Consider the following 25877-nt stretch of genomic DNA (forward strand, 5'->3'; position numbering starts at 1 on the left):
AAATCAAGTGGTAAAACAGATCATTGGTCCAGCCATTTTCTAAACATCATGGCTTTTGCTTTACTGACAATCACTTGTTCATCTGGTGAAGGATGAATTTTGATTAAAAGTCTTCCGTTAAAAAAGTATTCTATGGTATCTATGGCGTTCCGGTTAACAATAAACTGACGGTTAGCCCGGAAAAAAAGCTCAGGATTCAGTTCTCGTTCCAGCTGTTCGAGTGTGAATTCTATGGTATATTTTTGGCCAGCTTCTGTGTAGGCGTACACAATTTCGTTGGACGTATAAAACCAACTGATTTTAGCGGATTCTACCGGGATAAGTCGGCCACAGTAATGGATCAGGAAAGACTTTTTATAATTCTTTGTTGAAGACTGAAGCTGTTGAAGTAAGGCTGATGTTTTGGTCTGTTCCAGTTTGATATCAGCAATGATGGTATTGTATTTCAGCAGAGTCCGTTGGATTTCCTCTTTATCAAAAGGCTTTAAAACATAATCAATTCCATTGTTCCGGAAAGCTTCTAGTGCATAATCACTGTAAGCTGTAACAAAAATAACTGGTTTTTTGATGCTTGTTTGTCTGAAAATTTCAAACGACAGTCCATCTGAAAGTCTGATATCCGAAAATATAAGATCATAATCATGATTACCTACAGACAAGTAGTCTACAGAGTCTGCGATGCTTTGTAAGGTTGCAACAACCTCAATATCAGGATTTATTTCTTTCAGGATAAATTCCAGGTTTCTCGCTGTTGCCGCCTCATCTTCTATCAGTATAATACGGAGGTTGGGGATCATAATAATGGCAATTTAACTATAAAATATTCACCGTTCTGATAAATTTCTATCTCATGGTTTGTTTGTAATCTGTATCTTTCATTCAGGTTGGTTAGGCCAAGTCCGGTGCTTTCTGCTTCGCTGCTCATTGGCTGAAGATTGTTCTTTACAATGATCCAGTCATTTTCTTCATAAATGTTGATAATCAAAGGATTTGAAATTGTAGCCTTGTTGTGCTTAACAGCATTTTCCACCAATGGCTGTAGTGACAAATGAAGCAATTTTTTGTCTGAAGTATCCTTATTAATATTGATCTGAATCTGAAAGGCGTTTTCAAGCCGCATTTTTACGAGCTGGATATAAGATTCCAAATGCTGAAGCTCTGTGTTTATCGTTACAATATCGTTACCTGAATGCACCAGCGTGTATCTGAAAACCTTAGACAAATGAAGAATATAAGATTGGGCAAGGTTGGGATTTTCCCTTACCATGGCAGAAAGACTGCTTAGCGTATTAAACAGAAAGTGTGGATTAAGCTGTTCCTGAAGCAACTTCAATTGAGCCTGAAGATAAGCTGTGTGCAGCTGTTCATTAATAAGATCTTTATTTCTGCTTTCGCGCATCAGAAGGATAAGGCGAATGACCACTGCAATCATTATACTGCTGAGTAAAAATCTCGCAAAATATCCTCTGATTCTGATTCTTGGAAAAGGTAAATCTCCAAAAAGTAAAGTGTGAATGAAACTGCCTAAAATAATGAATGCTACTATGAGTAATATATTAAAAACATATAATTTCAGCCACTGCTTATTTTCCCTGTAAATGCTGAAAAGTTTTCCCTTTGAAAGGTTAAGATGCAGCAAAACCACACAGAATACCATATTATACAGGAACTGGAATCCGTATTCCCAAATGTTGAACTGCCAGTAGCGGGCAATGATTCCATCGGAATTAAGGGCCATCAATTTTGCGGAATTGGCGACCAAAGTAATCAGCAGGGCACTGTAAATATAAATTTTTCTTTCGTTTCTGATCATTTGTACAAAGAAAGTAAAATATTAATTCCAATGATATAAATAAAATGTTCAAACTGAAAAACTAAAGGGTGAAATGTTTATTGACTTGTGATTTTAAGAAAAACTTGTTTAAAGTAATTTCAGAATTAACCGCAAAAGTTACAAAAGATAATCATAACGCAATGATTAAGAATATTTAAAGTTTTCAAAAGAATAAAAATCGAAGATTTTTTTTAATCTACTGTGGTTTTTTTATTTGTTGTCATCAATTTTAAATGGAAGTCAGACTCATCCTTTGTGACTTTCTGGTTATAAAAATTTAAACAAACTTAAAATTAGGTGGAATATATGATTTTCCAAAATAAAAGACAGATGATAAATTTATTTTAAAAACACAAGAAAATGTTTACATTCGTATAACTTTAAAACCGATTAAAAATGAGAATTTCTAAGATACTTTTCCTGTTGGGAATGTTTTTATTCCAGTTAAATTTTGCCCAGGAAAAAGCGGATGTTGTGCTCAATAAAGCGCTCACGGAAGCAAAAGCAAAAAATAAAAATGTACTTCTGATGTTTCATGCTTCCTGGTGCAAATGGTGCCACGTCATGGAAAAGAATATGAATCTCCCTGAAACCCAGCCTATTTTTGAGAAAAAATTCGTTACCGCTTACGTAGATGTTCAGGAAATGGGAGATAAAAAGAAACTTGAAAATCCCGGAGGAGAAGAACTAATGGACAAATATAAAGGAAAAGATGCAGGTCTTCCTTTCTGGTTGGTTCTGAATCCTAAAGGGGAAGTTCTTGCAGATTCCTTTAATGATAAAAATGAAAATCTTGGATGTCCGTCAACTCCTGAAGAAGTCGATGTTTTTGTTGCAAAACTTAAAAAATCTTCAAAGATGAATGACAAGGATCTTCAGACGATACAGAAAGTTTTCACGAAGAAAAATTAATAAGTTCGGGCGAAACCAAAGGTTTCGCCCGAATTGTTTTAGCATATTTTATTTACCGAAAAATATTTTATCCTGACTTCGCTGTTGATCATATATTTCCTGAAAACTCACAGGCATATATTGATAAAGCAATTTCCAGTGCTGTATTTTAGCGTGTTTTTTAAAACTTTCAAAAGATCTTACAAAAAGATTTTCAATAATATCCCTGACATAAGAATTTCCGTTTCTGTAGATCCAGTCCATCAGTTTGATATGATGGGAGATGATATTTATTTTTGATTCAAGTAGGAGGTTTTTCAGATAATTAATTGTAGACTGAATAATTCCTGCAAAGTTATCCTGTACTGACAGTTGTGTGATTTCGGTACGAAGTGGCGGATAAAAAAACTTTAAATATTCAACAGCTATTTTTTGATTAATAGTTTGCATATGTGCATTCATCATAAATAATATTTCGAGCGTTTTTATCTACGCTAAAACTGTACCAAAGTTTAAAGGTAAGCGGCAAAAATAAATACTCCTATAATCACAGCGATGTGCGTTGCTAAAATCTCTATATGATGCCTGTCTGTCGTAGTTTCAAGGGTTTTCCAGTCTGATGTTTTTCGTATCTTAGATTTCATAAATAATTGATAATTAATCGATTTTTGTTGAGTTGATTTTCTATGTTTTGTAATGAAACAGTTTAAAAATGTAATAAAGTCAGATATTATGACTGTAAATCTGTCTGATATAAACTTTCTGCAAATCAGTCGAAAGACGGCTGAAAATAGTATCACGGTATGCCTTGTCGCAGAAGGCTGTACAGTTGTCTAATGAGTATACAAAAGAATTCTCAATGGCACTTTTTACAGTATGATCGCCATTGCTGTATAGTTCATTCATTTTCTTAAGACATTTGAATACACAATCTGTATTGTTCTGACGAATCATCGATTTGATTTTATCAGTTAAAAACTCAATGATGTGATAAGAATTCTGTATTCTTGTTTGTTGAAGTTCATCGCGGATTTCAGGTATCGCAACGGTAATTTCCTGAGTGGCTTGTAAATAGTTCATATCATTTATAATTTAGTGATTGGGTTGTAACGTTCTGATCAATACACTTAAAATCGCGATTGTCATAAATATAAAAAGCATCACGTGATAAGGTTTCATCCATTTCGGAGTTTCCGGTCCTCTGCTTTTAAGTCTTCTCAGCGTATCAATTCTGTTTAAAGTCTTTAAGTCCATTGTATTTGTTGTTAATATTCAAAATCAAAATGCCAAATTTCATACCTGTGAGGGATTGGTTTTTTTATGTTGTTGATAATCATTTGGTTAATTCATGATTGGAGATAATATGAAAAAAAAATCATCTCATATTGATAAGGTTTTTATCAGAATGAAATTCTACGGATTGTATGATTTAATTAATATCTTTGCAGTCCAAAAATATTCAGGAGATGTTTTCAAAAATCGTAGTACACAGAGTCGGAAATAAAATCAATGGAGAGTCATTAATACTTTCTCAGGAAGAATTGCAGCTGGATGAAGGAATGGCGGAGCTTCTGGAAAATTACTTTTTAGGATCTTTTAAATCAGAAGAAACTTTTCATTTTTACAGCGATTCATACCTGGTCAATAATCCGGTGTACAGTTCGGTATCCGAAATTTTTGATGATAAAGCCAAGTTTCTCTGGGAAGCTGAAAATATTGCAAAACATCTTTTCGAAGCCGCTGAAAACCCTCGGGTTCAGGGAGGAGAATTATTTATTGTTTATTTTGAAGACGAAAGGGAAGGTACTGAAAAGGTTGATAAAATCGGAATTTTCAAAACTGAAAAAAGAGAATCGTTCCTTAAAATTTCTCCGCAGGAAGAAAGCTTTGAAATCGAAAAAGACCAGGGAATCGGGCTTTCGAAGATTGATAAAGCAGCTCTGATCTACAACAATGATAAAGAAACCGGCTATGTGCTTTCCGTCGTTGATAATAATAAAAACGGCGACATGTATTACTGGTTTGAGGATTTCCTGAAAGTAAAACAACGCGATGACGAATATTTCCATACCCAGGAGGCTTTGATGGTGTATAAAGATTACATCACCAAACAGTTGCCTCAGGAATTTGAAGTTTCCAGAGCAGATCAGGCCGATTTCCTAAATAAATCCATTAATTTCTTTAAGGAAAAAGAAGAATTTAACCTGGATGATTTTAATAAAGAAGTTCTTCAGGATGAGCATGTGATCGAAAGTTTTGTTAACTTCAAAACAGATTATGAGCAGGATATGCAGATCAATATCGCAGAAGAATTCCCGATTAATGAAACAGCGGTAAAGAAAACCCAGAGGCACTTTAAAAGCATCATTAAATTAGATAAGAATTTCCATATCTACATCCATGGTGACCGCCAGAAGATCGCCCAGGGAGAAGATGAAAATGGAAAATACTATATGCTGTACTTCGAAAAAGAAGTTTAATTTCATTTAATATTCAGCCGGTCATGGAAAGAAAAATCTTATAGCTTTTCGGATAATTCAATGTATAAATTGTGGCTGATTTACTGCTCTCCAAAGGAGAGATAACTATTTTTAAATAAGTCTAAATAAAAAAGCCTTTTGGGCTGTAAACAAGAAGGTTAAAGATAATATAAAGAAAATAACTCCTTTTTTTTAATATTAAATAACATTATTTTTTTAAAGGACTCGATGGTTTAGCCTGTGTGGTATGTATTTTACTGTAAAAAGTACCACAGGTTTAAAATTTTCTTTATATTTGATTGATCAAAGTATAATATGAATTTTGTAGAGTGTCATGAAGAGCCTATCCATATTCCGGGCTACATACAAAGTTTTGGCTATCTGATTGGCATTGATGCAGAATCTCATTCCATCACTTTCTTCAGCAAGAATATTGAGGATATTTTTAAAATCGAAAACCTTGAACAGCTTTTCGATAAGAAGCTTACAGACTTTCCTGAAGTTTTTGGCAGTGTCATCAATTCCGATATTTATAAATCCTTACCTGAATTTACAAGGAGAGATAACGAAACTTTTTTTGATAAGATTTTTATTGAAGATAAGCAGTATCATTTGTCTGCTTTCAGAAGTAAAGGCAATATTTTTCTTGAGCTCGAAAAGGTAATTGTAAATCCCAATAAGCAGATTTCCAACAAATATGATAATTTTTATATTGTAGAAAATGAGCAGGAAATTTGGGATCAGCTGCTGAATATATTGTCAAAAATCGTGAATTATGACCGTATGATGGTGTACAAATTCATGATGGACGGTTCCGGAAAAGTTGTGGCAGAGAAAACCAACGACAATCTGGAAAGCTACCTGGGGCTGCACTATCCGGAGTCAGACATTCCGATTCAGGCCAGAGAGCTTTACCTTAAAAAAAGAAAGAGAATCTTCAGCAATGTACATTCGGAGACCATTCCGCTGCTAAGCAGAACCCACGAAAATATTGATCTTACTTATACGACTTCCCGAGGGATGTCCCCTATTCATGGGCAGTATATCAAAAATTCGGGAGCCTCTTCGAGCTTCAGTGTTTCCATTATCATTGACGATTATCTTTGGGGACTTGTAACCTGCCAGAATTCTGAACCTAAACATATCGACCTTGAAGACAGGGTACAGGCAGGAATTTTTACGGCTTTAGCATCCAATGCCTATTCATCTTTTAAATCAAAAAATGAGCTGAACTACCGTTTGGAATTAAATGATAAAGCTTCCCGTCTAAAAGCCGAATTTCTGAAATACAACAGCTTATTCGATTCTTTAATTGAAAACAAAGCTGAAATCAGAAGTTTTCTTGATGCTGACGGTTTAGCCGTTATTGCAGAAGAGAAAATCGTTACAGACGGAACAACGCCCGATGTGTCTGCTATTGAAAGAATAACGAAATGGGCACACGAAAATACGGAAGACAGCATTTATCTCAGCAGAAGTTTCCTGAAAGATTACGGTCAGGAATTGGAACTCGATGACAGAGCTGCAGGGGTTGTCATTTATTTTGTGGAAAGGAGTAAAAATAATCTTCTGATCTGGTTCCGTAAAGAGTTTGATGAGCATATCGACTGGGCCGGAAATCCCCAAAAGAAAATTGAAACCGTTTACCAGAATGGAGAGCAAAAACAAATGGTTTCTCCAAGAACTTCTTTTAAAATATTTACGGAAGACATCAAAGGAAATTCGAAAAGATGGAACTCCAGAAATATTGTTGCCTTGCAGGCTGTGCGGGATCTTATATTAGAAACGTCTCATAAAAATTATAATACGATCAAAAGGCTCAACGATGAGCTAAAAAAGGTAAATGAAGAGCTTGACAGCTTTTCTTACACCATTTCGCATGATCTTGGAACTCCGCTTACGGTGATGAAACTTAATGCGCAGATGCTGCTGAAAACACTTACCGATGAATCGGAGAAAAGCAAAAATAAGATCAATTCTATCATAGAGGAAATTGATAATATGGCAGAAATGATGCATGACGTGTTACAGCTGAGCCGTGCAAAACACAGTGAAATTCAGCTGGAAAGCCTTGAGACTTATCAAACGATTGAAAAGATTACCGAGAACGCAAAAATCACTTTTGGAACTCCTGACAGTGAGGTTGTTATCAAAGATTGTCCTGAAGTTCTCGCTGATAAAACCATGCTTCACCAGGCATTTTTAAATATTATCAATAACGCCATAAAATATTCTTCCCAACAGGAAAAACCAAAAGTTGAAATTGAAGGAACTGAAGACGGTGATCATATCATCTACAGAATTTCAGACAATGGGATCGGTATTCCACATGAAAATAAGCATAAAATGTTTAAGATTTTCAACAGAATGGATAATGCCAAGAAATTCAAAGGAAATGGTGTAGGATTGTCAATTGTTCACAGGATTATGAAAAGAATAGGCGGAAATGTAGACTACGAAAGCAGTAAACAAGGAACTACATTCATTTTAACTTTCAAAAAACCTTAAAATCAAAGGAATACCTTTTAAATCTTTATGACGATATCAGAATATCTTAAACAAAATACGGCAGAATATCACGATGCTGCCGAAAAGCTTTTCAGCTCAGAAAAAATTTTCAACAGAACATTTACACTTGAAGATTATAAAAAAATCATCCGTACCAACTACCTGATGCTTCTGAATTCGGAAGAGGAGATTTTCAGTAAATTATCAGACAGGTTCTCGGAAAAGCTTCAGCTTGATGACAGAAAAAAACTTTCTTTAATTGAAGAAGATCTTAAAAGCCTTGAGCTGAAAAGAAGTATTGCTTCACAGGAACTGATACTTGCCAATGAAAGCGAAGCATTGGGCGCAATGTATGTGATAGAGGGCTCTACGCTTGGTGGAAATGTTATCGCAAAACAGCTTTCCAAAACTGATGGTTTTGATGAGGTGACATTCAATTTCTTTGGTTGTTACCATGAAAATACGGGTACCATGTGGAAAGATTTTAAAGAAGTGCTGGATACTGAAATTAAAGAGCCGCATTACGATGATGTATTGTCGGGTGCAAAAAAATTATACACTTTCCTGCTGAATGTTAATTAATCAGCTATTTTATTCTAAATAATATTTTAAAGATAATTAAATTCCTGAAAGATTGCTCAATTTTTCAGGAATTGTTAAATTTGGGAGTTTTCAATTTTAAGCTAAACAAATAATTCAGATAAATAAATTTTAAAGTTATATTATGAAACTGTAAAGTTCCATAATACCATTAAAAAACAATAAATAAGTATATTATGAAAGTAACTGTAGTAGGTGCAGGCGCTGTAGGAGCAAGCTGTGCAGAATACATCGCAATGAAGAACTTCTGTTCAGAAGTAGTTTTGGTGGATATTAAAGAAGGATTTGCTGAAGGTAAGGCAATGGATTTGATGCAGACAGCATCTCTTAACGGATTCGATACGAAAATTACCGGAACAACAGGTGATTACAGCAAAACTGCAGGTTCTCACGTAGCCGTTATTACTTCAGGTATTCCAAGAAAACCGGGGATGACAAGAGAAGAACTGATCGGTATCAATGCAGGAATCGTGAAAGACGTTACTGAAAACCTGGTGAAACATTCTCCTGATGTTATTATCATCGTGGTTTCCAATCCAATGGATACAATGGCTTACCTCGTACACAAAACTTCAGGACTTCCAAAGCACAAGATCATCGGAATGGGTGGTGCTCTGGATTCTGCAAGATTCAAATACAGATTGGCTGAAGCGTTGGAAGCTCCAATTTCAGACGTAGACGGAATGGTAATCGCTGCACACAGTGATACAGGAATGCTTCCTTTATTGAGCAAAGCTACAAGAAACGGAGTTCCTGTAACTGAATTTCTTGATGCTGAGCAACAAAAATATGTAATCGAAGAAACAAAAGTGGGAGGAGCAACCCTGACTAAATTATTAGGAACTTCTGCCTGGTATGCTCCGGGAGCTGCAGTTTCTGTAATGGTTCAGGCTATCGCTTGCGATCAGAAAAAAATGATTCCTTGTTCTTTAATGCTTGAAGGAGAATATGGTCAAAATGATATCTGCCTTGGTGTTCCGGCGATCATCGGAGCAAACGGTGTAGAAAAAATCGTGAACGTAACCCTTACTGCTGAAGAGCAATTGAAATTCGCTGAAGCTGCCAATGCGGTAAGAGAAGTGAATGGAGATTTGAAGTTTTAATACATAAACTTTATACCTTATAAGAGCTCCGCGCCCGAAGGGCGCGGAGTTTTAGTATCCTGATTATTTTAAATGAAAACAATAAACTTTAAGCTCTTGGTGGAAATTCATACTTTTTTTCATCCTCTACTGATTTTCCTTTGGGTAGAAGCGTGTAATCAAAACGGTTTCTATAGATGTTATCCATTAAACTTTTATTTTCAGGACTGATCTTTTTGTTTTTTCGAAACCAGTCAAAGTTTTGATTGACAGAGAGTACATCTTTTTGGGTTTCAACAATCGGTGGTGTGGAAAAACGTGTATTCAGATTCTGCGTTAACAGTTTGATTACGTCGTTGAAGTTTTCTTTGGCGTTTACTTTCTCAACACTCATCAGAAACAGGCTGTCGGTATCCATTTTTCTGCTGGCCAGGTCGGGATGGTAATATTTAATGAAATTCCAGGTCTTAATAAAATCTGCATATTGACTTTTCTGGGCGAAAATAAATTGTTGGATTGCTAAAAATACGATAAAAAATGTGATTTTTTTCATGATAATAAGTAGATTTATAAATATAACGTATATATTCTAATTAAAAATATTTATTATCATTAATGGGCAAATTGCCTTTATGTTAAAAGTTCAAAGCTCATAAACAAAGCCGTTTCCGCAGAATCATTATATAATTTTGTGTTAATGCCGGTTATTGCAAAACCTGCTTCCTGATAAAATTTAATAGCCTTGTAATTGGTATTCTGGGTTTCCAGCTCTACGATCCTGCATTGTAGTTCACGCGCTTCACGATTAACGGCTTTGATAAGTAATCTGCCGATGCTCTGCCCTCTGAAGGCTTCACTTATTAATATGCTTTCAATGAAAAGACTGTTGTTCCAAGATCTGAAATCGCAGATGATCCAGCCAATAAGTTCATTTTCATGGTAGGCTCCGAAAGAATGCCCCTGGCTGATAATCGTATTTAGTTCATGGATATCATCTTCACTCAGATTCCACGTTTTGGTGTATGACTGTTTTTTCTCCCGTAAGCTGAATTCAAAAGTACTTCCGGCTTCAATAGCGGAAACCACGAATATTTTATCGGTAGTATAGCCATTTCGTCCCCATGCGAGCGTAGGGTTGCCGGTCAGCTTTTCGAGTTTTCTGATTTCCAGTGACATAATAAAGGAATTAAAGGCCTTTGCAATCAGTGTGATTTTCGGGGCTGTCTGGAACTGAACATATTGCCACCGGTCGCATATAGAACTACCTGTAAAATAATCAGTACTGAGATTACTGCCACCCGGATCATTGCATTTTCAGTAAAACGGTTTCTGATGGCCTCCATATAATTGATTTTTTCAATGCTGAATTGCTTGAGGCTGGTGATGTCCGTAAAATTATTTACTTTTTCGATTTCAGAGCTGATCTCAGCTTCGTTGAGGGTCGTAGCTACGTTGATCAGATTGATGTTGCTTATAAAAAGCCAAGCAAATAAAATAATAGAGACGAATAAAAGAAAAGGTCGGAGAAGCTTCATTTGTTTGTGTATTAATAGGGATTTGAATTTTGTTCAAATTTAATTATTCTGAAACAAATTCCATACAAATAATATACCTTAAAGCCTTTTATGAGAAAATCATTCAATATTTTCCTAATTTTTCTCGATTTATTTTAAAATACGATACGAAAATTAACAGGGCACTGAAGAAATTTAAATAAAATTTCACATACCAAAAATTCAAAACCCGTAAATTTGCTCTCAATAAAAATGTTACTGGATGCTTAGGAAAATTTCGATCGCAGCGGCAGTTATGCTGTCCGTGATGACGATCAACGCGCAGAAGATTAAAAATTCACAACTGGAACGGCCGAAACTTGTTGTAGGACTTGTGGTAGACCAGATGAGGTGGGATTATTTGTACCGTTTTTACAATAAATATGGCAACGACGGTTTTAAGAGATTATTAAATACAGGATATTCACTGAATAATGTTCACATTCCTTATGTTCCTACTGTTACGGCATTAGGACATACCTGCATCTATACAGGGTCGGTTCCGGCAATTCACGGGATCGCAGGAAATGACTGGACCGATAAAGAAACAGGCAAAAACGTATACTGTACCACAGACGAATCTGTACAACCCGTGGGAACCACCAATGCAAAAGCAGGAAGCCACTCACCGAAAAACCTGTGGTCAACCACCATTACGGATGAGCTCAGAATGGCAACCAATTTCCAGGGTAAGGTAATCGGGGTTTCCCTTAAAGACAGAGCTTCCATTTTGCCTGCAGGGCATACTCCGAATGGAGCATTCTGGTTTGATGATTCTACCGGAGACTTCATCACAAGCAGTTGGTATATGAATGATCTGCCTCAATGGGTAAAAGCGTTCAATGCTCAGAAAATGCCTGAAAAGTTAGTGGCAAACGGCTGGAATACCTTACTTCCGATCAGTCAGTATACAGAAAGCTCACCGGATAATTCTGCTTGGGAAGGTCTGCTGGGAAGTGCAAAAACCCCTGTATTCCCTTACAGTAATTTAGCCGCAGATTACAAAGCTAAAAAAGATAACATCCGCTATACACCTTTTGGAAATACGCTGACCCTGAAACTTGCTGAAGCTGCTGTTGAAGGAGAACAGTTGGGAAGCGACAATGTAGTGGATATGCTGGCGATCAATTTAGCTTCAACTGATTATGCCGGGCACAAATTCGGCCCCAATTCTATTGAAGTAGAAGATGTATACTTAAGGCTGGATCAGGATCTTGCCCAGTTTTTTAATTATTTAGATGCTAAAGTAGGAAAAGGGCAGTATACCGTTTTTCTTTCTGCAGATCACGGAGGAGCCCATTCGGTAGGTTTTTTACAGGAACATAAAATTACCACAGGATTTTTCGGTGATGGAATGGATAAAAACATGAATGAGAAGCTGAAAGAAAAATTCGGGGTAGATAAACTGATCAACGCCATTGACAATTACCAGATTTATTTTGACAGAAAGCTTCTGAAAGACAATAAGCTTGATCTGGATGTCGTAAGAGATTTTACCATTAAAGAAATAGAGAATGATCCGGATGATCTGTATGCTGTTTCAGTAACCAGGGTACAGGAGTCTACTATCCCGGAACCGATCAAACAAAGAATTATTAATGGCATCAACAGACAGAGAAGCGGCGATATTCAGTTGATCTCTCACGATTCCATGTTGCCACCATACTCCAAAACCGGAACCACACACAGTGTATGGAATTCATATGATTCACATATCCCATTAATCTTCATGGGCTGGGGAATACAGCACGGAGAAAGCAGCAAAGCTTACTATATGACAGATATTGCTCCTACAGTTGCCTCATTATTGAGAATACAGTTTCCGAGCGGAAACGTAGGAAATCCTATTACGGAAGCAATCGGGAAATAGCATAAAACCTTAACAGCGATGTTAAGGTTTTTAATTTATACAAATATCTTGGTCCCGTCTATTTTGAGCATATTCTGCTTTTCCATTTTTTTGATCGCCCGGATTACGGTTTCTATCCGCATACCGGTGATCGAAGCGAGCTGCTGCCGGGTGTATGGAACATGGAAGGAAAATTTATCGTTAAAACCGAAATGGCCCTTCACATGATTCAGGATAAGATTTAGTTTCGTTACCGGATCCTGAAAAGAGAATGGGGCAGAGGTGATGTGCTTATAGCGCATACGATCTGCGGTATAAGAATACAGATTAAAGATCAGCTGTGGCTTTTTCAGAAGAAGATCGATCAGCTTATTTTTTTCAAGTTTTATAATTTCACAATCGCTGACGGCAATTGCATTTACTGCATATTTCTTATTGCTAAAAAGATAGCTTTCGGCTAGGCAATGACCATCGAAAGGCATCGAATGGATAAACTCTTTGCCGTCTTCCAGAAAGCTGCTTATTTTTACCATCCCGGTTTTTATCTGCAAATAATACTTCGGAGTACTCTCTTCTTCAAAGATATACTCACCGGAATTATAATTTTGTTGCTCAGCACCATGGGAAAACAAGAGGTTTTCGCATATGATCATAATCTAACTGTTATTTATTTGAGATAAAAATAACAAATAAACATATCGATTAAAAATTTATTAATACCACATACATGCCTTATACAGCGAGATACGGAAAATAACTCTACTATTGTGATCTCATTATTCCGCATACTTTTTCTAATGCGAAATAAAGAGAAGATTCGAATACAAAACTTAACCTGTAAAGTAGAATTTTAAATAATGCTGTCCGGACCGTCCCACCCGCACTGTCCTGATACTTCCATCAGTACTGTCCGTTCACTGCCACTCGGTCGTATCCGTCAGTACCACAGGTATGAGGTTTAATTATTAGTATGATGAATCCGGTTTGGGAAGAATTTCCCGGCCGGTTTTGGAGGAGCGTAAGTATTTAGATTGGAATACAAATAGCCTTGAAAGCCTTAATTTTTCCGGACAGAATATTTCCCTATAAAATCTTAAAAAACGTAGTCTGGGTTGGACTACTTTTTCTGTCACAAATGTAAACAAATTATCCTTACTTCCAAATAATAATCCTTTGTTTTTTAATATGTTAATCAATTAAAAACTATAATTTCCTTTAAAAACTGGCCGTTTCAGAGGAAAAGAAACAGCCCTCGTTTTTACCCTGAAAAAACAAAATAATCCTGATTCCTAGATCATTGGTTCTGAAAGTAGTCCAACCCAGACTACTTTTTTATACACAATGAAACAACAAATGATGACCCTTTCTCAGCTCCCTCATTTCCTGCGTTTTAGCGTAAGGATGCTGTGTTTGCAGGTATTTTTCATTGCTGTTTTCATCAGTTCCCAGACTCCTTTTTTCTATTCCGACTCAACAATTTTTATCTCCGAAGATTCCTATTTGTATGTTGAATCACGGGTTGAAGTCTCCGATGCAACTTCTTTTTCAGGGACAAATAATGTGGTAAAAAAGGCCAATACAACTAAACGTAAAACTTTCTTTAAGCTATACTCATCTACCAGCAAAAATCATATCTATCTATCAAGCCAGACTTGCTTCACAGCTCCGAAGAGTTCACATTATGTTGGAAACTCAAATAATTCTTTATCAACAGCTGTTTTAGGAAATCCCTCTCCGGTAAAACAACATCATAAAATGACCGGCTCTGACTTTTGGGCAATGCAGAAAGTGGTTGTTTCCGAAAGAAAATTCATATATCCGTTTATTAACCATATTAACCTCTTAAAAATCACTACAAACCATTTTAGCCGCCCTCCTCCCATACTTGCTTTTCTTATTAAACACAAATGAACACGAATTTAAACACAAATGAGCACAAATATCTATGCACAAATAGCACAAATGTTTTTAATGCAACAGGACACTTCCCACTCCGTTTGTCATCCCGTAGGGATCTCAGCAAAGCATTTTCGCACAACATTTGTGAAATTAGTGTTCAAGTCATTAGTGCCATTCGTGTTAACAAAAAGCTTAGCGCGCTTCGTGTTCACAATTAAAATATAACAACAACCTAAATACAAAACAATGAAACATTTTATTACAATGGCTGTTCTATTCATCAGCCTGATTATTAAAGCTCAGGTGGGGATTAATAATACCTCTCCCAAAGCGACCCTTGATATTACTGCCAAAACAAATAATGGCACCAAGCCGGAAGGACTAATTGCACCCAGGTTGACTGGTGACCAGATCCAGTCAGCTGATGGGCAATATGGTACCGCTCAAAAAGGAACAATCATTTATGCTTTGTCTGCCGCCACTTCTCCAAGTACCAAAACGGCTAATATTACCGCAGAGGGATATTATTATTTTGACGGAAGCGTATGGCAGAAACTGTCGAATTCCTCAATTCCGGCAGTAGTCGTAACATCATCAGCCCTCAACGGAGCGTATAAGGCAGGAACCGCAATGACTGCCTCTAATACTTTTACGGTAACAATAACTAATAATTCTTTTAGTTCGGCCACCATTGCTTTCGGTACTTCAGATCTGTTGCTTTCAGGGATCGGTGGTTTATCGGTCGCTTCGGTGAGTCCAGCTAATGTCACTGACATGGTCGCAGGAGCTAGTGTGACGGTAACTTACACCCTTTCAGGGACACCAGCTGCCTGTGGAACGCTTACGGCAACATGGACAAAGCTCGCTTTAAATTCTGTCAAAACATCTCCGGTGATCCCTAACTTCAATTGTAGTGGAGGATCATGGTCAAGTGTATTACCTGAATATAGGCTTAATGGACTGATCAATGGAACTTCTTATTCCGGTACTTACACATTACCATATACTGTAGGAGGATGTGCTTACACAGGGGAAACCATTACCCAAAGCGGTCTTACACTGACATTAACAGCGGGAACCTACAGTACCAGCGGAAATCTTACCTATACTTTATCCGGAACCTACACAGGCACAACTAATGGAGCAGTAACCTTTACGACAGCTGGCGGATGTACCGTTTATTTAGGACCATGTGCAAGTTGTAAGGAAATTAAAGATAAAGGATTGACAACAGCGGATGGTGTTTATTACGTAGATATTGATCAGGCAGGAAGTACTTATACCCCTGTTAAAGCGCAATGTGATATGACGACTGATGGTGGTGGGTGGACACTAATACTAAATTATCTCCATAAAGGCAATACAACACCTTCTCTTTCGGTGAAAACTAATTCTTTTCCAGTCATTGGAAGCACTGCCCTTGGTAATGATGAAAGTAGTAATACAGATAATTGGGGGCATACCTCAACAAACATGCTCAATACAATGAGTTTTAGTTCTATCCGTTTTTATGGCAAGACAAGTGGTCATAGCAGAATTATACATTTTAAAACATCACTTGCTAATGGTATTTCATACATAAAGACGGGAACAGGAAGTTTTACAGGACTATCAACAAATTATACTGCTCTGTCAGGACATACTGCTTTTTTGCCTGTTAACACAAGTACATATTCTAGTGATCAAGGTGATCAATCTCTTACAACGTACCCATTTTATAAAGGTAATACTTATCATTGGGGAATTAACGGTGCGGGTGTGGGGATTCCAAGATGGGAAGTAGATGATTTTCTGACTAATGCGGCAAACTCGACTTATCATCAAGTTTGGATCAAATAGAACCTTTGCGGATCATAATCCTTGATTTATAAAATTAAACCTTCAAGGTCTCAGAAATCTCAAAGGTTTAAAACAACTACTTAACCAATCATTTAAAACTAAAATAATGGCAAACATTCTCCACAAAATCAAAGCGTATCTCTACGATAACACCTTAACCAAAGACAATCCCAATGATTTCATTGCCCGTACGGCAAGCGAGCGTTCCCTTTCTGTAAAGCAGATCTGTGAAGCTGCCGCCAGCCGTGGTGGGGCAGATGTTTCCGCTTCGGCAATGGAGCATGCGACTGAGCTTTTCCTGAAAGAAATGGCGTATCAGTTGTGTGACGGCTTTTCGGTAAACACCAGTTACTTTACCGCAAGCACTACCATTCGTGGGGTTTTCGACAGCCCTTCGGAGACTTTTAATAAAGACAAGCACAGCATTATTTTCCAGTTCAACCAGGGAGAAAAGCTACGGGCGGAGATTCCTAATATTGAGGTTAATATCCTGGGTGTAGCAGAAGCTTCTTCGGTTATCTTACAGGTAACCGATGTGAAGAGTGGTTCGGTAAACGACCTCCTTACACCCGGCAGAAACCTGAAGATCGTGGGAAGCAAGATCAAAGTCGCCGGTGATGATGCTTTAGTGGGAATCTATTTTGTAGAAACTGCAACACAGGGAAGAACCAAAGTAGAGCAAAGTGATATTGTCACCAACAATCCTTCTGAACTCATGGTAGTGATTCCTGCATTGGCTGCGGGAACCTATAATCTGGAAGTGGTGACGCAGTTCACGCAAGGCGCTCTTTTGAAAGAAGTTCGAACGGCTACCCTTGATAAAGTACTGACTGTGGTGTAAGAGAAAAGGAAGCGCTACAGTCAACACCGTGTTGACCGTCCGATCAAGGGTGCGTTGACCGCTCGGTCAATGGTGTGTTGACCGCCCGAGTGTGGGTGTATTGACCGTACGGAGGTAATATAGTACCAAAGTAAGGCTCATCAGTGTAAGAGTCCATCATTCCATCGTAAAGATGGGTATTTTCATCAGTGTGTTACTCCGGTTGGGAAATCTTTCCCGGCCGGAGTTTTTGGCTTCGGCTCCGCTCAACCAACGTTGCGTTATAGTGTTTTAGAGTTGGAGCGAGAATTTTAGAGTATAATGAGTATGGATATTCTACGAAGCGAAAAAAAGTAGTCGGCTGGCGGGGCCTGAGGTTCTCGAAGGCCCGCATTATACTTTAAGGATTGGTAGCTTCGAGTCGCCTCAGCCACCATTCAATGGCAGCCATCGCATACCTTGTCATCCTGAAAGGATCTAAGCATGAATCTTTCCATCCAATACTACCAACACTGCCGAGATCCCTCCGGAAATCACAGATTCGACGTAGTCAATGACAAAAGTGTGTGGGCCCGTGTGTGAGGGTTGAGAGGTTGGAGAGTTTTAGAGTGTGAGCGTTCCAACATCTTAGTGTGTATGGATATTCCTGCGGAACGTCGGGGTTGTCGAATGGCGGCGCCTGAGCGGAGTCTAAGGCCCGCGTTACAAAAAAAGGGAAGTGACTGAGCCAAGCCTTGGATTTGATGGATTCACTGTATGAAAATCAATTCGGCGAGCCAAAGGCTCGCCGAATTGATTCAAATTATCGTTGACAGGATTTTATCCTGTCCTGATATAGGTCGTCCCGAAGGGACTCCCTGTTGACAAAACATAGTAAAGACGGGAGTGTCTCTCGACGTCACCTACTATAGAAACTTACTCTTCATACTGCTCAAGAAAATACGTAAATGTAAATCCATCCATCTCATCTTCTGCATCTTCAAGAGTAGTGAGCAGGTCTTCAAAAATTTCGAGCTGATCTACTGTCATGTTTACAAATTCCAGATGAAGCGGCATTTCAAGTCCGCCGGTGATCACATCCGAAAGAGCATCAAGATTATCGCCGAAATGTTCCGGCAGTGGAAGTTTCTCTTTTAATTGCGCATAGAAGTCTTCATAATCTCCTATGTCTGTAAAGTCGATATATATTGTTTTCATATTCTTCTTATTGCTTCTTAAAGCTTTTATAATGATCCTTCGTCAGGTAAACATCACCGTTTTCTGTGAATACTATGCGGTCGCCGTTTCGGTTGCCACAATGATAATTGACATCAGCCTCGAAATAAGACATTCCTTCAGGCAATGATTTTTCCCTGTTACCAAACCGGTCACCACCGATGGCTTTTCCGGGGAGAACTTCGCAAAGGTTGCCTTTTGAAGGATCCCAGCCCAGTTTTCTGGCTTCATTTTTAGTAATGTAAAAATCAGGGAGCTTATGATTCTGCTTTACAAAACTGATCACAGTCTTCTCTTCCGTAAGTTTGTCGATAGATTGCTGCTGAGCGGAAGAAACTTCACCTGATAAAGGTTCTGCACTGCCATATTCAATGACAGGTTTTGAATCATTCACCTTTTTATCCGCAATAAAATTATTGTAAACATACATCACGGACATCCCGAAAAGAAGTCCAAGGCAGATGAAAAACAGCGGTCTTGTTTTATTATTCATAAATTTTGTTTAATGTACCAATGTAGAAATGTAACAATTTACCAATGTAATAATGTAACAACTTTAAATGATTGATCGTTTAATTCATTGCCAGACTGTTACATTAATCCATTGCTACACTGATAAATTGATGTAATCAATTTATCCTCCATTCTTCCGGAATATCGCAGATCGGAATAGGAACCATTTTATGTTTGGCGGCTTTATGCATTCTGTCGAAGATCATAAATACTTCTTTATCGCGACCTTCATAATCTTCTACGGCTTTTGTACCATACTCTTTCTGGATTTTTTCCAGTTCGGGATAGGTGGCACCAATCTGGTCTTCATCGGTTCTGTCGGCATCCCAAAGTCCGTCTGTCGGAATTGCATTCTGGATGCTTTTGATGAGGTTCAGCGCTTTGGCCAGTTCATAAACTTCTGTTTTATAGAGATCGGCAATTGGCGAAACGTCGACACCGCCATCGCCATATTTTGTATAGAATCCGATTCCGAAATCTTCTACTTTATTTCCGGTACCGCACACCAGAAGCCCATGAAGTTGTCCGAAATAATATAAAGTAAGCATTCTGAAACGGGATCTCGTATTCGCTAAAGCAAGGTTGTTGCTCCATCTTCCTTCTATGTGATCGTGTACAGTTTCCTCAAAGCTTTCAAAAACAGGAGTCAGGTTAATGGTTTTTCCCTGCACGTTCGGAAATCTTTTTTTCAGATCTTCTATATGAGCCTGCGCACGGTTTACCTGGTCTTCCTTTTGGCGGATCGGCATCTCGAGAAGAAGAACTTCAAGTCCCGTCATGGCACAAAGCGTAGAAACCACTCCTGAATCCACACCCCCTGATATTCCGATGACATATCCTTTTACATTGGCCTTTACGGCATAGTCTTTCAGCCAGCTGACAATATGATCTATTACTTTCTGTGTCTGCATTGTTTATATTTTTAAATAGGTTTTATATAAGAACTTTCAAAATTAAATGTTTTGAAAAGATTATTAAAGATAATTTTCACGATTCAGCTCATACCAGAAGCAGATTCCGTCCGGTTCGGTAAATTCTCCTGTTTTTCTGAATCCCAATTTCCTCAGAATATGGTTGGAAGCCAGGTTTTCGGAATGAGCGTGAGCATAAATGATATCAATTTTTAAACCATTGAAGCCAAAATCAAGGGAAGCCCTTCCGGATTCTAAAGCATAACCCTTTCCCCAATACTCAGGTATGAAACGATATCCGAGATCATACACATTTTTATAGCCGTTTATTTCCTGGGTCAGTAATTTTAATCCGCTCCATCCGATCAGCAGATTGCTTTCCTTTTCAATTACAGCAAGCCTGCCAACACCATTGTCGGAATATTGCTGTCTGATCATTGTAATAACGTTTTGAGATTCGCTGATGTCGGAAAGGGGAGGCATTCCGAGGTATTTCATCACTTCAGGATCGGAGTCGAGGAGGAACATGCGTTCCGCGTCGGTTTCTTCAAATTTTCTTAGAATCAGTCTTTCGGTTTCCAGATGCATAGTTTTATTGTTGATGAAATCCAAAAATGGTTACGTTCTGATTCCCTTTTATGATATCTGTCTCTTTTAAAGGATTTTGTTTTACATTTAAAGTCTGCAGATTCGGGTTTCCTGAAATATCCAGTTTTTGGATCTGATTATGTTCAAGGTTAAGATTTTTAAGGCTTTTAAGAGCGCTTACATCAATGATCTTAATTTTATTTAAAGATAAGGTTAATTGATTAATTGAGGGAGCTGATTTCAGTGAAATATGTTCAATATTGTTATTGTCAAGATACAACGACGTAAGGCTTTTGACATTCTCAATGCTGAATGTGCTGATCTTACATCCCGTACAGGAAAACAGCTGGAGACGATTCATATTTTTAATTAAAATCTTGGGAATCGTGTTTTCATCCATTACAATCATTCTAGCATTCTTAAAATGGCTGATATCTTCTGCAGAAGTGATCCCTTTCCCCACGAGAAAAAGGTTCTCAGCAAGGTCGGCTTCCGGTTGGGTAATATTACCGTCTTTATTGGTGTCAAAATTTTCAAGGACAGCTTTTTCAAGGTTTTTATCTTTAAAAATAAGTTTTTGGCCCCGAAGAAATGTAGATATTGAAATAAGGAGCAAAGGGATTATTATTTTAAATTTCATCACTGAATTGTGTTTAAATCATTATTTTTGTACACTTAATTTCATGTAAAAATATGAAGATTTTCATAATTACTGCACTTTCATTGGTATTGGTTTTAGGATTGGTTTCCTGTAAAAAAGAAGCTGAAAACAAATGGAAGGTTGAAGTGAAAAACCCTGCGGAAAAAGTAACTATCACCGACATTTCCAAAAAGTTTTATGATCAGAATGTTCCTCTGGAGCAGTTTACATCAGAATTTCCCTGGTTTCAGGGTACGGTGACCGATGCCGATTTTTCAAAACGCAGAGCTGATCAGGAGGAAATCAAGATCTATAAAGAAGCTATCGGTAAGATCGATGAGAAAAAGCTTCAGGCAGATCTTCAGGATCTTTTTTCCCATATCAAATATTATTTTCCTTCATTTAAGAGTCCGAAAGTATATCTTTTTTCATCCGCTTTGCAGATGGTTCAGGATCCTATTTTTTATGATCCAAAAGGAAATCTGCTGTTCATCGATGTTACAGGCTTTATGGGAGAAGGAAATCCCAATTATAAAGGTCTTGAAATGTATTTTCAAAAATCCATGAACCCAAACAATATTGTTCCGAAAGTAGCACAGCTCTATGCAGAAGGCTTTGTAAAAGAATCTCCCGACCATCAGAAATTTATCGATATGATCATTCTCAACGGGAAAATCATGATTCTGAAAGATGCCTTCCTGCCGACCTATCCGGATTATCTGAAGATGAACTACACCCAAAAGCAATATGAATGGGCCGTATCCAATGAAGCCAATATCTGGAATTATTTCGTTGAGAATAATCTGATCTTTGGGGATGATCACAGGCTGGAAGATCGCTTCATCGCGCCTGGTCCGTTTTCCAAGTTTTATACCGAAATTGACAATGAATCTTCACCACAAATCGGAATTTTTACGGGATGGCAGATCTGTAAAGCATATTTAAAAGAGAAACCGGAAACGAAACTTCAGGATTTTCTGAATATGGATGCAACGGTTATTTTTAACCAATCCGGATACAAACCTAAATTATAGTAATCATAGAATTTCAATGATAGTAGGCCTTCAGCAGTTGCTGGAGGTTTTTTTTGGCTTTGGTTGTTAATTTCACTACTTTGTATTGCATATTACTATTTATATTATATATTTGTACAATAAAATAATAACTTATGGAAAATATTATAAGGATTCAGAATCTCAGTTTTGAATTTTCCAGAAATAAACCGATTTTAAAAGATATCAGTCTTTCGGTTCCGAAAGGAAGTATTTTCGGGTTTCTGGGAGCAAATGGAGCAGGGAAATCTACCACGATGAAAATGCTGATTGGCAGCATTCCTGATGAGAATAATACAATAAGGATATTTGACGAAAAACTATCTGTGCTTTATCCCGAAGGATTTAATAAAATCGGAAGCCTTATCGATACGGCTGCTTTTTACGATCACCTTTCGGGCTGGGATAATCTTCTTGTGATTTCAAGGCTCAGAAACCTTCCGCTTTCCGAGTGTGAAAGAGTTTTGCATCTGGTCGGGTTGTGGGAAAGTAGAAATATGAAGATGAAAAGATATTCGCTTGGAATGAAGCAGAGGCTGGCGATTGCCATAACTTTACTGGGAAAACCCGATCTTCTGATTTTAGATGAGCCGGTAAACGGACTTGATCCCAACGGAATGATGGAAATACGTGAACTTCTCATCAAACTTAATAAAGAGGAAGGGGTTACTATTTTTATCTCAAGTCACCTTTTGCAGGAAATTGAAAAGATGATTACGCATCTGGCCATTATTTCTCATGGTGAGATCCGATTTGCAGGCAGCATTAAAGACCTCAATGAAATGTATCGATACAACCGCATAAAGATCGGGTTGAATGATGCTGCAGTTTTCATCAACGAAATTCCTGAAAGCTATTCTCCGAAAATGCTGGACGAAACGAATATAGAAGTTACGGCCGCATCCCGGGAAGATATTACCGATCTTGTAAAGAGACTTGTGCTGAAGGATGCCGCCATCTTTGAAGTCAAAAACAGTGCGGGACTGGAAGAATGGTTCATGGAAATTACTAAAAATTAAAACGCAGATCAATGAAAAAATTACTCACAACAGCCGGTACGGAATGGCTGAAGCTTAAAGGATTAGGAATCATTTATATTGCCATTGTTTTAGGTGGCTTACTTCCGATTCTGGTATATGTTCCTTCGTTTTTTATGCCGGAAACGGTTCCGGAAGGAACATTGAAATTTTCTGTTTTTGAAGATGCTATCGGTGGTGATCAGTTAAAATATTTTGTGTTTTTCATATTACCGCTGCTGATTATTGTGGCCGCAAACAGGATTGCCCAGACTGACCATAAAAACAACGGATGGCAACTTATGGAAACACAGCCGGTAAGCCGTTTGCAGCTTTATCTGTCAAAATATATCATTGTGGTGATCCTGAGTGTAATGTGCATCACTTCATATTTTATATTTAGTATGATCATGGCAACGGCAGATTATTATATTCATCCGAATGCCGTAAAACTGATGGATTTTGATGTAGTATGGGCTATTAAAACATATATCAGGATATGCATTACAGTTTTAGGAATTGCAGCTCTTCAGCTCTGTATTTCGGTAGCTTTTCATGGATTTATCTGGTCTTTCCTGATTGGTTCTTTGGGTATTGCTTCAAATATTACAGCACTCATTCAGAAGCAGTCATTCTTCTTTAATCCCTATGGTTCTTTATATACCTTTTGGAACGCTCCGGAGATCAGGAACCTCAATACTTTTATTTCACACTCGGAATATATGAGTATTTTTTGGATGGTAATTTTTCTCATCATAGGATATTTCTGGTACAGCAAAAAAGGATTTAAAAATGCTTTTGGTAAAAATAAAAAACAGATCGTCATCTCATCGGTACTATTTTTTGCCGGATTTTGTTTTCTCTATTTTATTCAGTTGCCGAAGCCTTATAAAAGCAGTGGTGCAGGAGTTTTCATGAAAGGAACATTAGATACTGATCTTAAAATTGATTCCGTTAAAATTTACACTTCAGATTTTCACAAGAAAGTCGGAGCCGCACCTGTAATCAATAATACATTCAGCTGGGCTACAAAAGAAAAACTTCCGTTGGATGAATATATTATTGAAATCGGGAATAAAAAGCTGATCCTGGTGATGGGAAGCGGCGACTGGTTTGATCTTGATTTTAAATTTAATAACACCGTAATGGTGACTTATATAAAGTCAAATCGTAAAGCAGATCAGTCCTATCGTGAAAAGCAGGATTCCTTTGGAAGGGATTTTACGTATGTGCTGAATGACCAACCCTACAACAATGAACCGGAAAAATTCTACGAGGCAGCTCAGGATGACTGGAAAGAGAAGAAAAGAATTCTGAATGTTTTTGCTGATCCTGCTAACAATGCGCTTTCCGATGAATATAAAACGTACAGAACACAGTTGATGGCCATTAATTACTTAAATGAGATTAGCAATTACCGAAAAATGACCTCGTGGAATGATCCTAAATTTTCCCCTCCTAAAGCTTTTGTGGATGAACTGAATGCCAATATCAGTAAACCATCACGGCTTTTAAGCAAAAACGAAAATTACCTTCAGTTCAAGCTGGACCATCTTCTTACGGATAAAGACCAGTCGATCAATGCAGACAGTATCCTTTTCGCGAAAATCAATAAACTGCCGCAAGGATTAGAAAAAGACAGACTGTTGTCGAAACATTTGTCTAAAACAATGGAGTTGCAAACCGATAGTTTGGCGAGAAATAAATTATTCGCAGGTAAAATCAATAATGTCAAAAATTCCGATTACCGGAGCATGTTGTATTCAAAAATGGATCAGATCAATAGGTCCCAAAAGGGAGCCTTGTTTCCGGATCTTACTTTCTTAAATGACAACGGAAAAACTGTAAACCTTTCAAAATTCCGAGGAAAATATGTCATTATCGATCTTTGGGCAACCTGGTGTGCACCGTGCAGACAAATCCGGCCGGTTTTTGAAGCAAGAAATAATCAATATAGATATTATCAGAATCTTCAGTTTATCTCTGTAAGCGTAGATGAAAATCAGTCGAAGTGGAAAAATTATTTAAAGACAAAACCGTCAGGTGTTCCCCAGTTTTGGCTTAAAAATACCGAAAAATTTCTTGCAGCGTATAAAATTCAGTCGATTCCGAGATTTATCATTATTGATCCTGAAGGTAAAATATTTAACCTGAATACACCGTTCCCGGATGAAGATAACTTTGTAGAAATTTTGGATAAGCTTAAGAAGTATTAACTTTGCAACAAATTTAGAAATAAAAGAAAGTTATGAGAAAAACTCAGATTACGATAGATGTAGAACTGGACGAAAATCACATCCCGGAAAACATTACCTGGAATGCGCAGGACGGTGGTATTGAGAAAGAGGCGACAAAAGCTACCATGATCTCGGTATGGGATGATAAAGCCATGGAAGCTTTAAGAATCGATCTTTGGACAAAAGAAATGCCGGTAGATCAGATGAAAATGTTTATCCATCAGATTTTAGTGTCTCTCGGAAATACCTACCAGAGAGCAACGGGAGAAGAAGATGTAGCCCAGTGGATGGAGGAGATGGCAGAAGAGTTTGCCGTAAAATCTGCGATAAAAATGTAAAAATTAATTAAT

Annotated in this window: 28 protein-coding genes; 13 read left to right on the forward strand and 15 right to left on the reverse strand. The window is 37.6% G+C overall.

The window, feature by feature from the left end; translation table 11 throughout:
• Positions 1 to 20 precede the first annotated feature (20 nt).
• Together AC3WV0_RS17240 and AC3WV0_RS17245 are read right to left on the reverse strand one after the other, a co-directional pair.
• Complete coding sequence (locus tag AC3WV0_RS17240; RefSeq protein WP_488847328.1) at positions 21 to 797, reverse strand: LytR/AlgR family response regulator transcription factor; 777 nt, start codon at positions 795 to 797, stop codon at positions 21 to 23.
• Positions 794 to 1813, reverse strand: coding sequence for a sensor histidine kinase (locus tag AC3WV0_RS17245; protein WP_488847329.1), 1020 nt, complete (start codon positions 1811 to 1813; stop codon positions 794 to 796). The genes AC3WV0_RS17240 and AC3WV0_RS17245 overlap by 4 nt, the downstream gene beginning before the upstream one ends.
• Positions 1814 to 2230: 417 nt before the next feature.
• On the opposite strand from AC3WV0_RS17245, the gene AC3WV0_RS17250 reads away from it, so the two are divergent.
• Positions 2231 to 2746: a DUF255 domain-containing protein gene (locus AC3WV0_RS17250; RefSeq protein WP_488847330.1), complete on the forward strand. Its 516-nt coding sequence runs from the start codon at positions 2231 to 2233 to the stop codon at positions 2744 to 2746.
• A 48-nt stretch (positions 2747 to 2794) separates the two neighbouring features.
• Here AC3WV0_RS17250 and AC3WV0_RS17255 read toward each other — a convergent pair whose 3' ends face one another.
• From AC3WV0_RS17255 to AC3WV0_RS17270, 4 genes are all read right to left on the reverse strand, one after another.
• Positions 2795 to 3190: a DUF7674 family protein gene (locus AC3WV0_RS17255; protein ID WP_488847332.1), complete on the reverse strand. Its 396-nt coding sequence runs from the start codon at positions 3188 to 3190 to the stop codon at positions 2795 to 2797.
• A gap of 47 nt (positions 3191 to 3237) precedes the next feature.
• Positions 3238 to 3369 carry a hypothetical protein gene (locus tag AC3WV0_RS17260; protein WP_488847334.1) on the reverse strand — a complete coding sequence of 44 codons (132 nt, stop codon included), beginning with the start codon at positions 3367 to 3369 and terminating at the stop codon, positions 3238 to 3240.
• 79 nt (positions 3370 to 3448) lie between these two features.
• Positions 3449 to 3805 (reverse strand): DUF7674 family protein, encoded by a 357-nt coding sequence (locus tag AC3WV0_RS17265; protein ID WP_488847335.1) that lies wholly within the window; start codon positions 3803 to 3805, stop codon positions 3449 to 3451.
• A gap of 12 nt (positions 3806 to 3817) precedes the next feature.
• A complete protein-coding gene (locus AC3WV0_RS17270; protein WP_488847336.1) occupies positions 3818 to 3979 on the reverse strand; it encodes a hypothetical protein in 162 nt (53 codons plus the stop codon).
• Positions 3980 to 4191: 212 nt separating this feature from the next.
• Here AC3WV0_RS17270 and AC3WV0_RS17275 point away from each other — a divergent pair, with 212 nt between their 5' ends.
• The 4 genes from AC3WV0_RS17275 to AC3WV0_RS17290 all read left to right on the forward strand — a co-directional run bounded on the left by AC3WV0_RS17275 (position 4192) and on the right by AC3WV0_RS17290 (position 9416).
• Complete coding sequence (locus tag AC3WV0_RS17275; protein ID WP_488847337.1) at positions 4192 to 5205, forward strand: nucleoid-associated protein; 1014 nt, start codon at positions 4192 to 4194, stop codon at positions 5203 to 5205.
• 315 nt (positions 5206 to 5520) lie between these two features.
• On the forward strand, positions 5521 to 7713 hold the full coding sequence (locus AC3WV0_RS17280; RefSeq protein ID WP_488847338.1) for an ATP-binding protein: 2193 nt from the start codon (positions 5521 to 5523) through the stop codon (positions 7711 to 7713).
• A gap of 27 nt (positions 7714 to 7740) precedes the next feature.
• Positions 7741 to 8295 carry a biliverdin-producing heme oxygenase gene (locus AC3WV0_RS17285; RefSeq protein ID WP_488847339.1) on the forward strand — a complete coding sequence of 185 codons (555 nt, stop codon included), beginning with the start codon at positions 7741 to 7743 and terminating at the stop codon, positions 8293 to 8295.
• A gap of 194 nt (positions 8296 to 8489) precedes the next feature.
• Positions 8490 to 9416, forward strand: coding sequence for a malate dehydrogenase (locus AC3WV0_RS17290; RefSeq protein ID WP_312900347.1), 927 nt, complete (start codon positions 8490 to 8492; stop codon positions 9414 to 9416).
• A gap of 88 nt (positions 9417 to 9504) precedes the next feature.
• On the opposite strand, the gene AC3WV0_RS17295 is transcribed toward AC3WV0_RS17290, so the two are convergent.
• The 3 genes from AC3WV0_RS17295 to AC3WV0_RS17305 form a co-directional block, all read right to left on the reverse strand.
• Positions 9505 to 9948, reverse strand: coding sequence for a hypothetical protein (locus tag AC3WV0_RS17295; protein ID WP_488847340.1), 444 nt, complete (start codon positions 9946 to 9948; stop codon positions 9505 to 9507).
• Positions 9949 to 10025: 77 nt separating this feature from the next.
• Entirely contained in the window at positions 10026 to 10571 is a 546-nt protein-coding gene (locus tag AC3WV0_RS17300; RefSeq protein ID WP_488847341.1) for a GNAT family N-acetyltransferase, read from the reverse strand.
• 26 nt (positions 10572 to 10597) lie between these two features.
• Positions 10598 to 10930, reverse strand: a complete 333-nt coding sequence (locus AC3WV0_RS17305; protein ID WP_488847342.1) for a hypothetical protein — start codon at positions 10928 to 10930, stop codon at positions 10598 to 10600.
• Positions 10931 to 11171: 241 nt separating this feature from the next.
• Here AC3WV0_RS17305 and pafA point away from each other — a divergent pair, with 241 nt between their 5' ends.
• Positions 11172 to 12818: an alkaline phosphatase PafA gene (gene pafA / locus AC3WV0_RS17310; RefSeq protein ID WP_488847343.1), complete on the forward strand. Its 1647-nt coding sequence runs from the start codon at positions 11172 to 11174 to the stop codon at positions 12816 to 12818.
• Between the two features lie 35 nt (positions 12819 to 12853).
• Here the strand turns inward: pafA and AC3WV0_RS17315 are convergent, their stop codons facing one another.
• A complete protein-coding gene (locus AC3WV0_RS17315) occupies positions 12854 to 13450 on the reverse strand; it encodes a Crp/Fnr family transcriptional regulator (RefSeq protein ID WP_488847344.1) in 597 nt (198 codons plus the stop codon).
• A 688-nt stretch (positions 13451 to 14138) separates the two neighbouring features.
• On the opposite strand from AC3WV0_RS17315, the gene AC3WV0_RS17320 reads away from it, so the two are divergent.
• The 3 genes from AC3WV0_RS17320 to AC3WV0_RS17330 all read left to right on the forward strand — a co-directional run bounded on the left by AC3WV0_RS17320 (position 14139) and on the right by AC3WV0_RS17330 (position 17376).
• Positions 14139 to 14708 (forward strand): hypothetical protein, encoded by a 570-nt coding sequence (locus tag AC3WV0_RS17320; RefSeq protein WP_488847345.1) that lies wholly within the window; start codon positions 14139 to 14141, stop codon positions 14706 to 14708.
• Positions 14709 to 14942: 234 nt separating this feature from the next.
• Positions 14943 to 16535 (forward strand): fibrinogen-like YCDxxxxGGGW domain-containing protein, encoded by a 1593-nt coding sequence (locus tag AC3WV0_RS17325; RefSeq protein ID WP_488847346.1) that lies wholly within the window; start codon positions 14943 to 14945, stop codon positions 16533 to 16535.
• A 106-nt stretch (positions 16536 to 16641) separates the two neighbouring features.
• Positions 16642 to 17376 carry a DNA-binding domain-containing protein gene (locus AC3WV0_RS17330; protein ID WP_488847347.1) on the forward strand — a complete coding sequence of 245 codons (735 nt, stop codon included), beginning with the start codon at positions 16642 to 16644 and terminating at the stop codon, positions 17374 to 17376.
• 894 nt (positions 17377 to 18270) lie between these two features.
• Here AC3WV0_RS17330 and AC3WV0_RS17335 read toward each other — a convergent pair.
• The 5 genes from AC3WV0_RS17335 to AC3WV0_RS17355 all read right to left on the reverse strand — a co-directional run bounded on the left by AC3WV0_RS17335 (position 18271) and on the right by AC3WV0_RS17355 (position 21222).
• Positions 18271 to 18552 carry a barstar family protein gene (locus tag AC3WV0_RS17335; protein WP_312901708.1) on the reverse strand — a complete coding sequence of 94 codons (282 nt, stop codon included), beginning with the start codon at positions 18550 to 18552 and terminating at the stop codon, positions 18271 to 18273.
• A 7-nt stretch (positions 18553 to 18559) separates the two neighbouring features.
• Positions 18560 to 19063 (reverse strand): ribonuclease domain-containing protein, encoded by a 504-nt coding sequence (locus AC3WV0_RS17340; protein ID WP_488847348.1) that lies wholly within the window; start codon positions 19061 to 19063, stop codon positions 18560 to 18562.
• Between the two features lie 136 nt (positions 19064 to 19199).
• Positions 19200 to 19994, reverse strand: a complete 795-nt coding sequence (nadE, locus tag AC3WV0_RS17345; protein WP_488847349.1) for an NAD(+) synthase — start codon at positions 19992 to 19994, stop codon at positions 19200 to 19202.
• A 63-nt stretch (positions 19995 to 20057) separates the two neighbouring features.
• A complete protein-coding gene (locus AC3WV0_RS17350; protein ID WP_488847350.1) occupies positions 20058 to 20582 on the reverse strand; it encodes a GNAT family N-acetyltransferase in 525 nt (174 codons plus the stop codon).
• Between the two features lie 4 nt (positions 20583 to 20586).
• Complete coding sequence (locus AC3WV0_RS17355; RefSeq protein WP_488847351.1) at positions 20587 to 21222, reverse strand: leucine-rich repeat domain-containing protein; 636 nt, start codon at positions 21220 to 21222, stop codon at positions 20587 to 20589.
• Between the two features lie 53 nt (positions 21223 to 21275).
• Here AC3WV0_RS17355 and gldB point away from each other — a divergent pair, with 53 nt between their 5' ends.
• The 4 genes from gldB to gldC all read left to right on the forward strand — a co-directional run bounded on the left by gldB (position 21276) and on the right by gldC (position 25865).
• Positions 21276 to 22256, forward strand: coding sequence for a gliding motility lipoprotein GldB (gldB, locus tag AC3WV0_RS17360; RefSeq protein WP_488847353.1), 981 nt, complete (start codon positions 21276 to 21278; stop codon positions 22254 to 22256).
• Positions 22257 to 22390: 134 nt separating this feature from the next.
• A complete protein-coding gene (locus AC3WV0_RS17365; protein ID WP_488847355.1) occupies positions 22391 to 23293 on the forward strand; it encodes an ABC transporter ATP-binding protein in 903 nt (300 codons plus the stop codon).
• 11 nt (positions 23294 to 23304) lie between these two features.
• The gene (locus AC3WV0_RS17370) at positions 23305 to 25506 is read left to right on the forward strand and encodes an ABC transporter permease (protein WP_488847356.1); all 2202 of its coding nucleotides are present in this window, start codon (positions 23305 to 23307) and stop codon (positions 25504 to 25506) included.
• A gap of 32 nt (positions 25507 to 25538) precedes the next feature.
• Positions 25539 to 25865, forward strand: a complete 327-nt coding sequence (gene gldC / locus AC3WV0_RS17375) for a gliding motility protein GldC (protein WP_072885393.1) — start codon at positions 25539 to 25541, stop codon at positions 25863 to 25865.
• The last annotated feature ends 12 nt before the right edge of the window (positions 25866 to 25877 follow it).

It is taken from the genome of Chryseobacterium sp. 27AL (genome assembly GCF_057815395.1).

Excerpts from the sequence above, each read along its gene's own strand:
- AC3WV0_RS17370 (WP_488847356.1), top strand. The coding sequence starts at position 23,305 with ATGAAAAAATTACTCACAACAGCCGGTACGGAATGGCTGAAGCTTAAA.
- AC3WV0_RS17275 (WP_488847337.1), top strand. The coding sequence starts at position 4,192 with ATGTTTTCAAAAATCGTAGTACACAGAGTCGGAAATAAAATCAATGGA.
- AC3WV0_RS17350 (WP_488847350.1), bottom strand. The coding sequence starts at position 20,582 with ATGCATCTGGAAACCGAAAGACTGATTCTAAGAAAATTTGAAGAAACC.
- nadE (WP_488847349.1), bottom strand. The coding sequence starts at position 19,994 with ATGCAGACACAGAAAGTAATAGATCATATTGTCAGCTGGCTGAAAGAC.
- AC3WV0_RS17365 (WP_488847355.1), top strand. The coding sequence starts at position 22,391 with ATGGAAAATATTATAAGGATTCAGAATCTCAGTTTTGAATTTTCCAGA.
- AC3WV0_RS17295 (WP_488847340.1), bottom strand. The coding sequence starts at position 9,948 with ATGAAAAAAATCACATTTTTTATCGTATTTTTAGCAATCCAACAATTT.
- AC3WV0_RS17325 (WP_488847346.1), top strand. The coding sequence starts at position 14,943 with ATGAAACATTTTATTACAATGGCTGTTCTATTCATCAGCCTGATTATT.
- AC3WV0_RS17280 (WP_488847338.1), top strand. The coding sequence starts at position 5,521 with ATGAATTTTGTAGAGTGTCATGAAGAGCCTATCCATATTCCGGGCTAC.
- AC3WV0_RS17335 (WP_312901708.1), bottom strand. The coding sequence starts at position 18,552 with ATGAAAACAATATATATCGACTTTACAGACATAGGAGATTATGAAGAC.
- AC3WV0_RS17355 (WP_488847351.1), bottom strand. The coding sequence starts at position 21,222 with ATGAAATTTAAAATAATAATCCCTTTGCTCCTTATTTCAATATCTACA.
- AC3WV0_RS17330 (WP_488847347.1), top strand. The coding sequence starts at position 16,642 with ATGGCAAACATTCTCCACAAAATCAAAGCGTATCTCTACGATAACACC.
- AC3WV0_RS17240 (WP_488847328.1), bottom strand. The coding sequence starts at position 797 with ATGATCCCCAACCTCCGTATTATACTGATAGAAGATGAGGCGGCAACA.
- AC3WV0_RS17320 (WP_488847345.1), top strand. The coding sequence starts at position 14,139 with ATGAAACAACAAATGATGACCCTTTCTCAGCTCCCTCATTTCCTGCGT.
- AC3WV0_RS17285 (WP_488847339.1), top strand. The coding sequence starts at position 7,741 with ATGACGATATCAGAATATCTTAAACAAAATACGGCAGAATATCACGAT.
- pafA (WP_488847343.1), top strand. The coding sequence starts at position 11,172 with ATGCTTAGGAAAATTTCGATCGCAGCGGCAGTTATGCTGTCCGTGATG.
- AC3WV0_RS17340 (WP_488847348.1), bottom strand. The coding sequence starts at position 19,063 with ATGAATAATAAAACAAGACCGCTGTTTTTCATCTGCCTTGGACTTCTT.
- AC3WV0_RS17265 (WP_488847335.1), bottom strand. The coding sequence starts at position 3,805 with ATGAACTATTTACAAGCCACTCAGGAAATTACCGTTGCGATACCTGAA.
- AC3WV0_RS17300 (WP_488847341.1), bottom strand. The coding sequence starts at position 10,571 with ATGTCACTGGAAATCAGAAAACTCGAAAAGCTGACCGGCAACCCTACG.
- AC3WV0_RS17255 (WP_488847332.1), bottom strand. The coding sequence starts at position 3,190 with ATGATGAATGCACATATGCAAACTATTAATCAAAAAATAGCTGTTGAA.
- AC3WV0_RS17245 (WP_488847329.1), bottom strand. The coding sequence starts at position 1,813 with ATGATCAGAAACGAAAGAAAAATTTATATTTACAGTGCCCTGCTGATT.
- AC3WV0_RS17315 (WP_488847344.1), bottom strand. The coding sequence starts at position 13,450 with ATGATCATATGCGAAAACCTCTTGTTTTCCCATGGTGCTGAGCAACAA.
- gldC (WP_072885393.1), top strand. The coding sequence starts at position 25,539 with ATGAGAAAAACTCAGATTACGATAGATGTAGAACTGGACGAAAATCAC.
- AC3WV0_RS17260 (WP_488847334.1), bottom strand. The coding sequence starts at position 3,369 with ATGAAATCTAAGATACGAAAAACATCAGACTGGAAAACCCTTGAAACT.
- AC3WV0_RS17290 (WP_312900347.1), top strand. The coding sequence starts at position 8,490 with ATGAAAGTAACTGTAGTAGGTGCAGGCGCTGTAGGAGCAAGCTGTGCA.
- AC3WV0_RS17270 (WP_488847336.1), bottom strand. The coding sequence starts at position 3,979 with ATGGACTTAAAGACTTTAAACAGAATTGATACGCTGAGAAGACTTAAA.
- AC3WV0_RS17305 (WP_488847342.1), bottom strand. The coding sequence starts at position 10,930 with ATGAAGCTTCTCCGACCTTTTCTTTTATTCGTCTCTATTATTTTATTT.
- AC3WV0_RS17250 (WP_488847330.1), top strand. The coding sequence starts at position 2,231 with ATGAGAATTTCTAAGATACTTTTCCTGTTGGGAATGTTTTTATTCCAG.
- gldB (WP_488847353.1), top strand. The coding sequence starts at position 21,276 with ATGAAGATTTTCATAATTACTGCACTTTCATTGGTATTGGTTTTAGGA.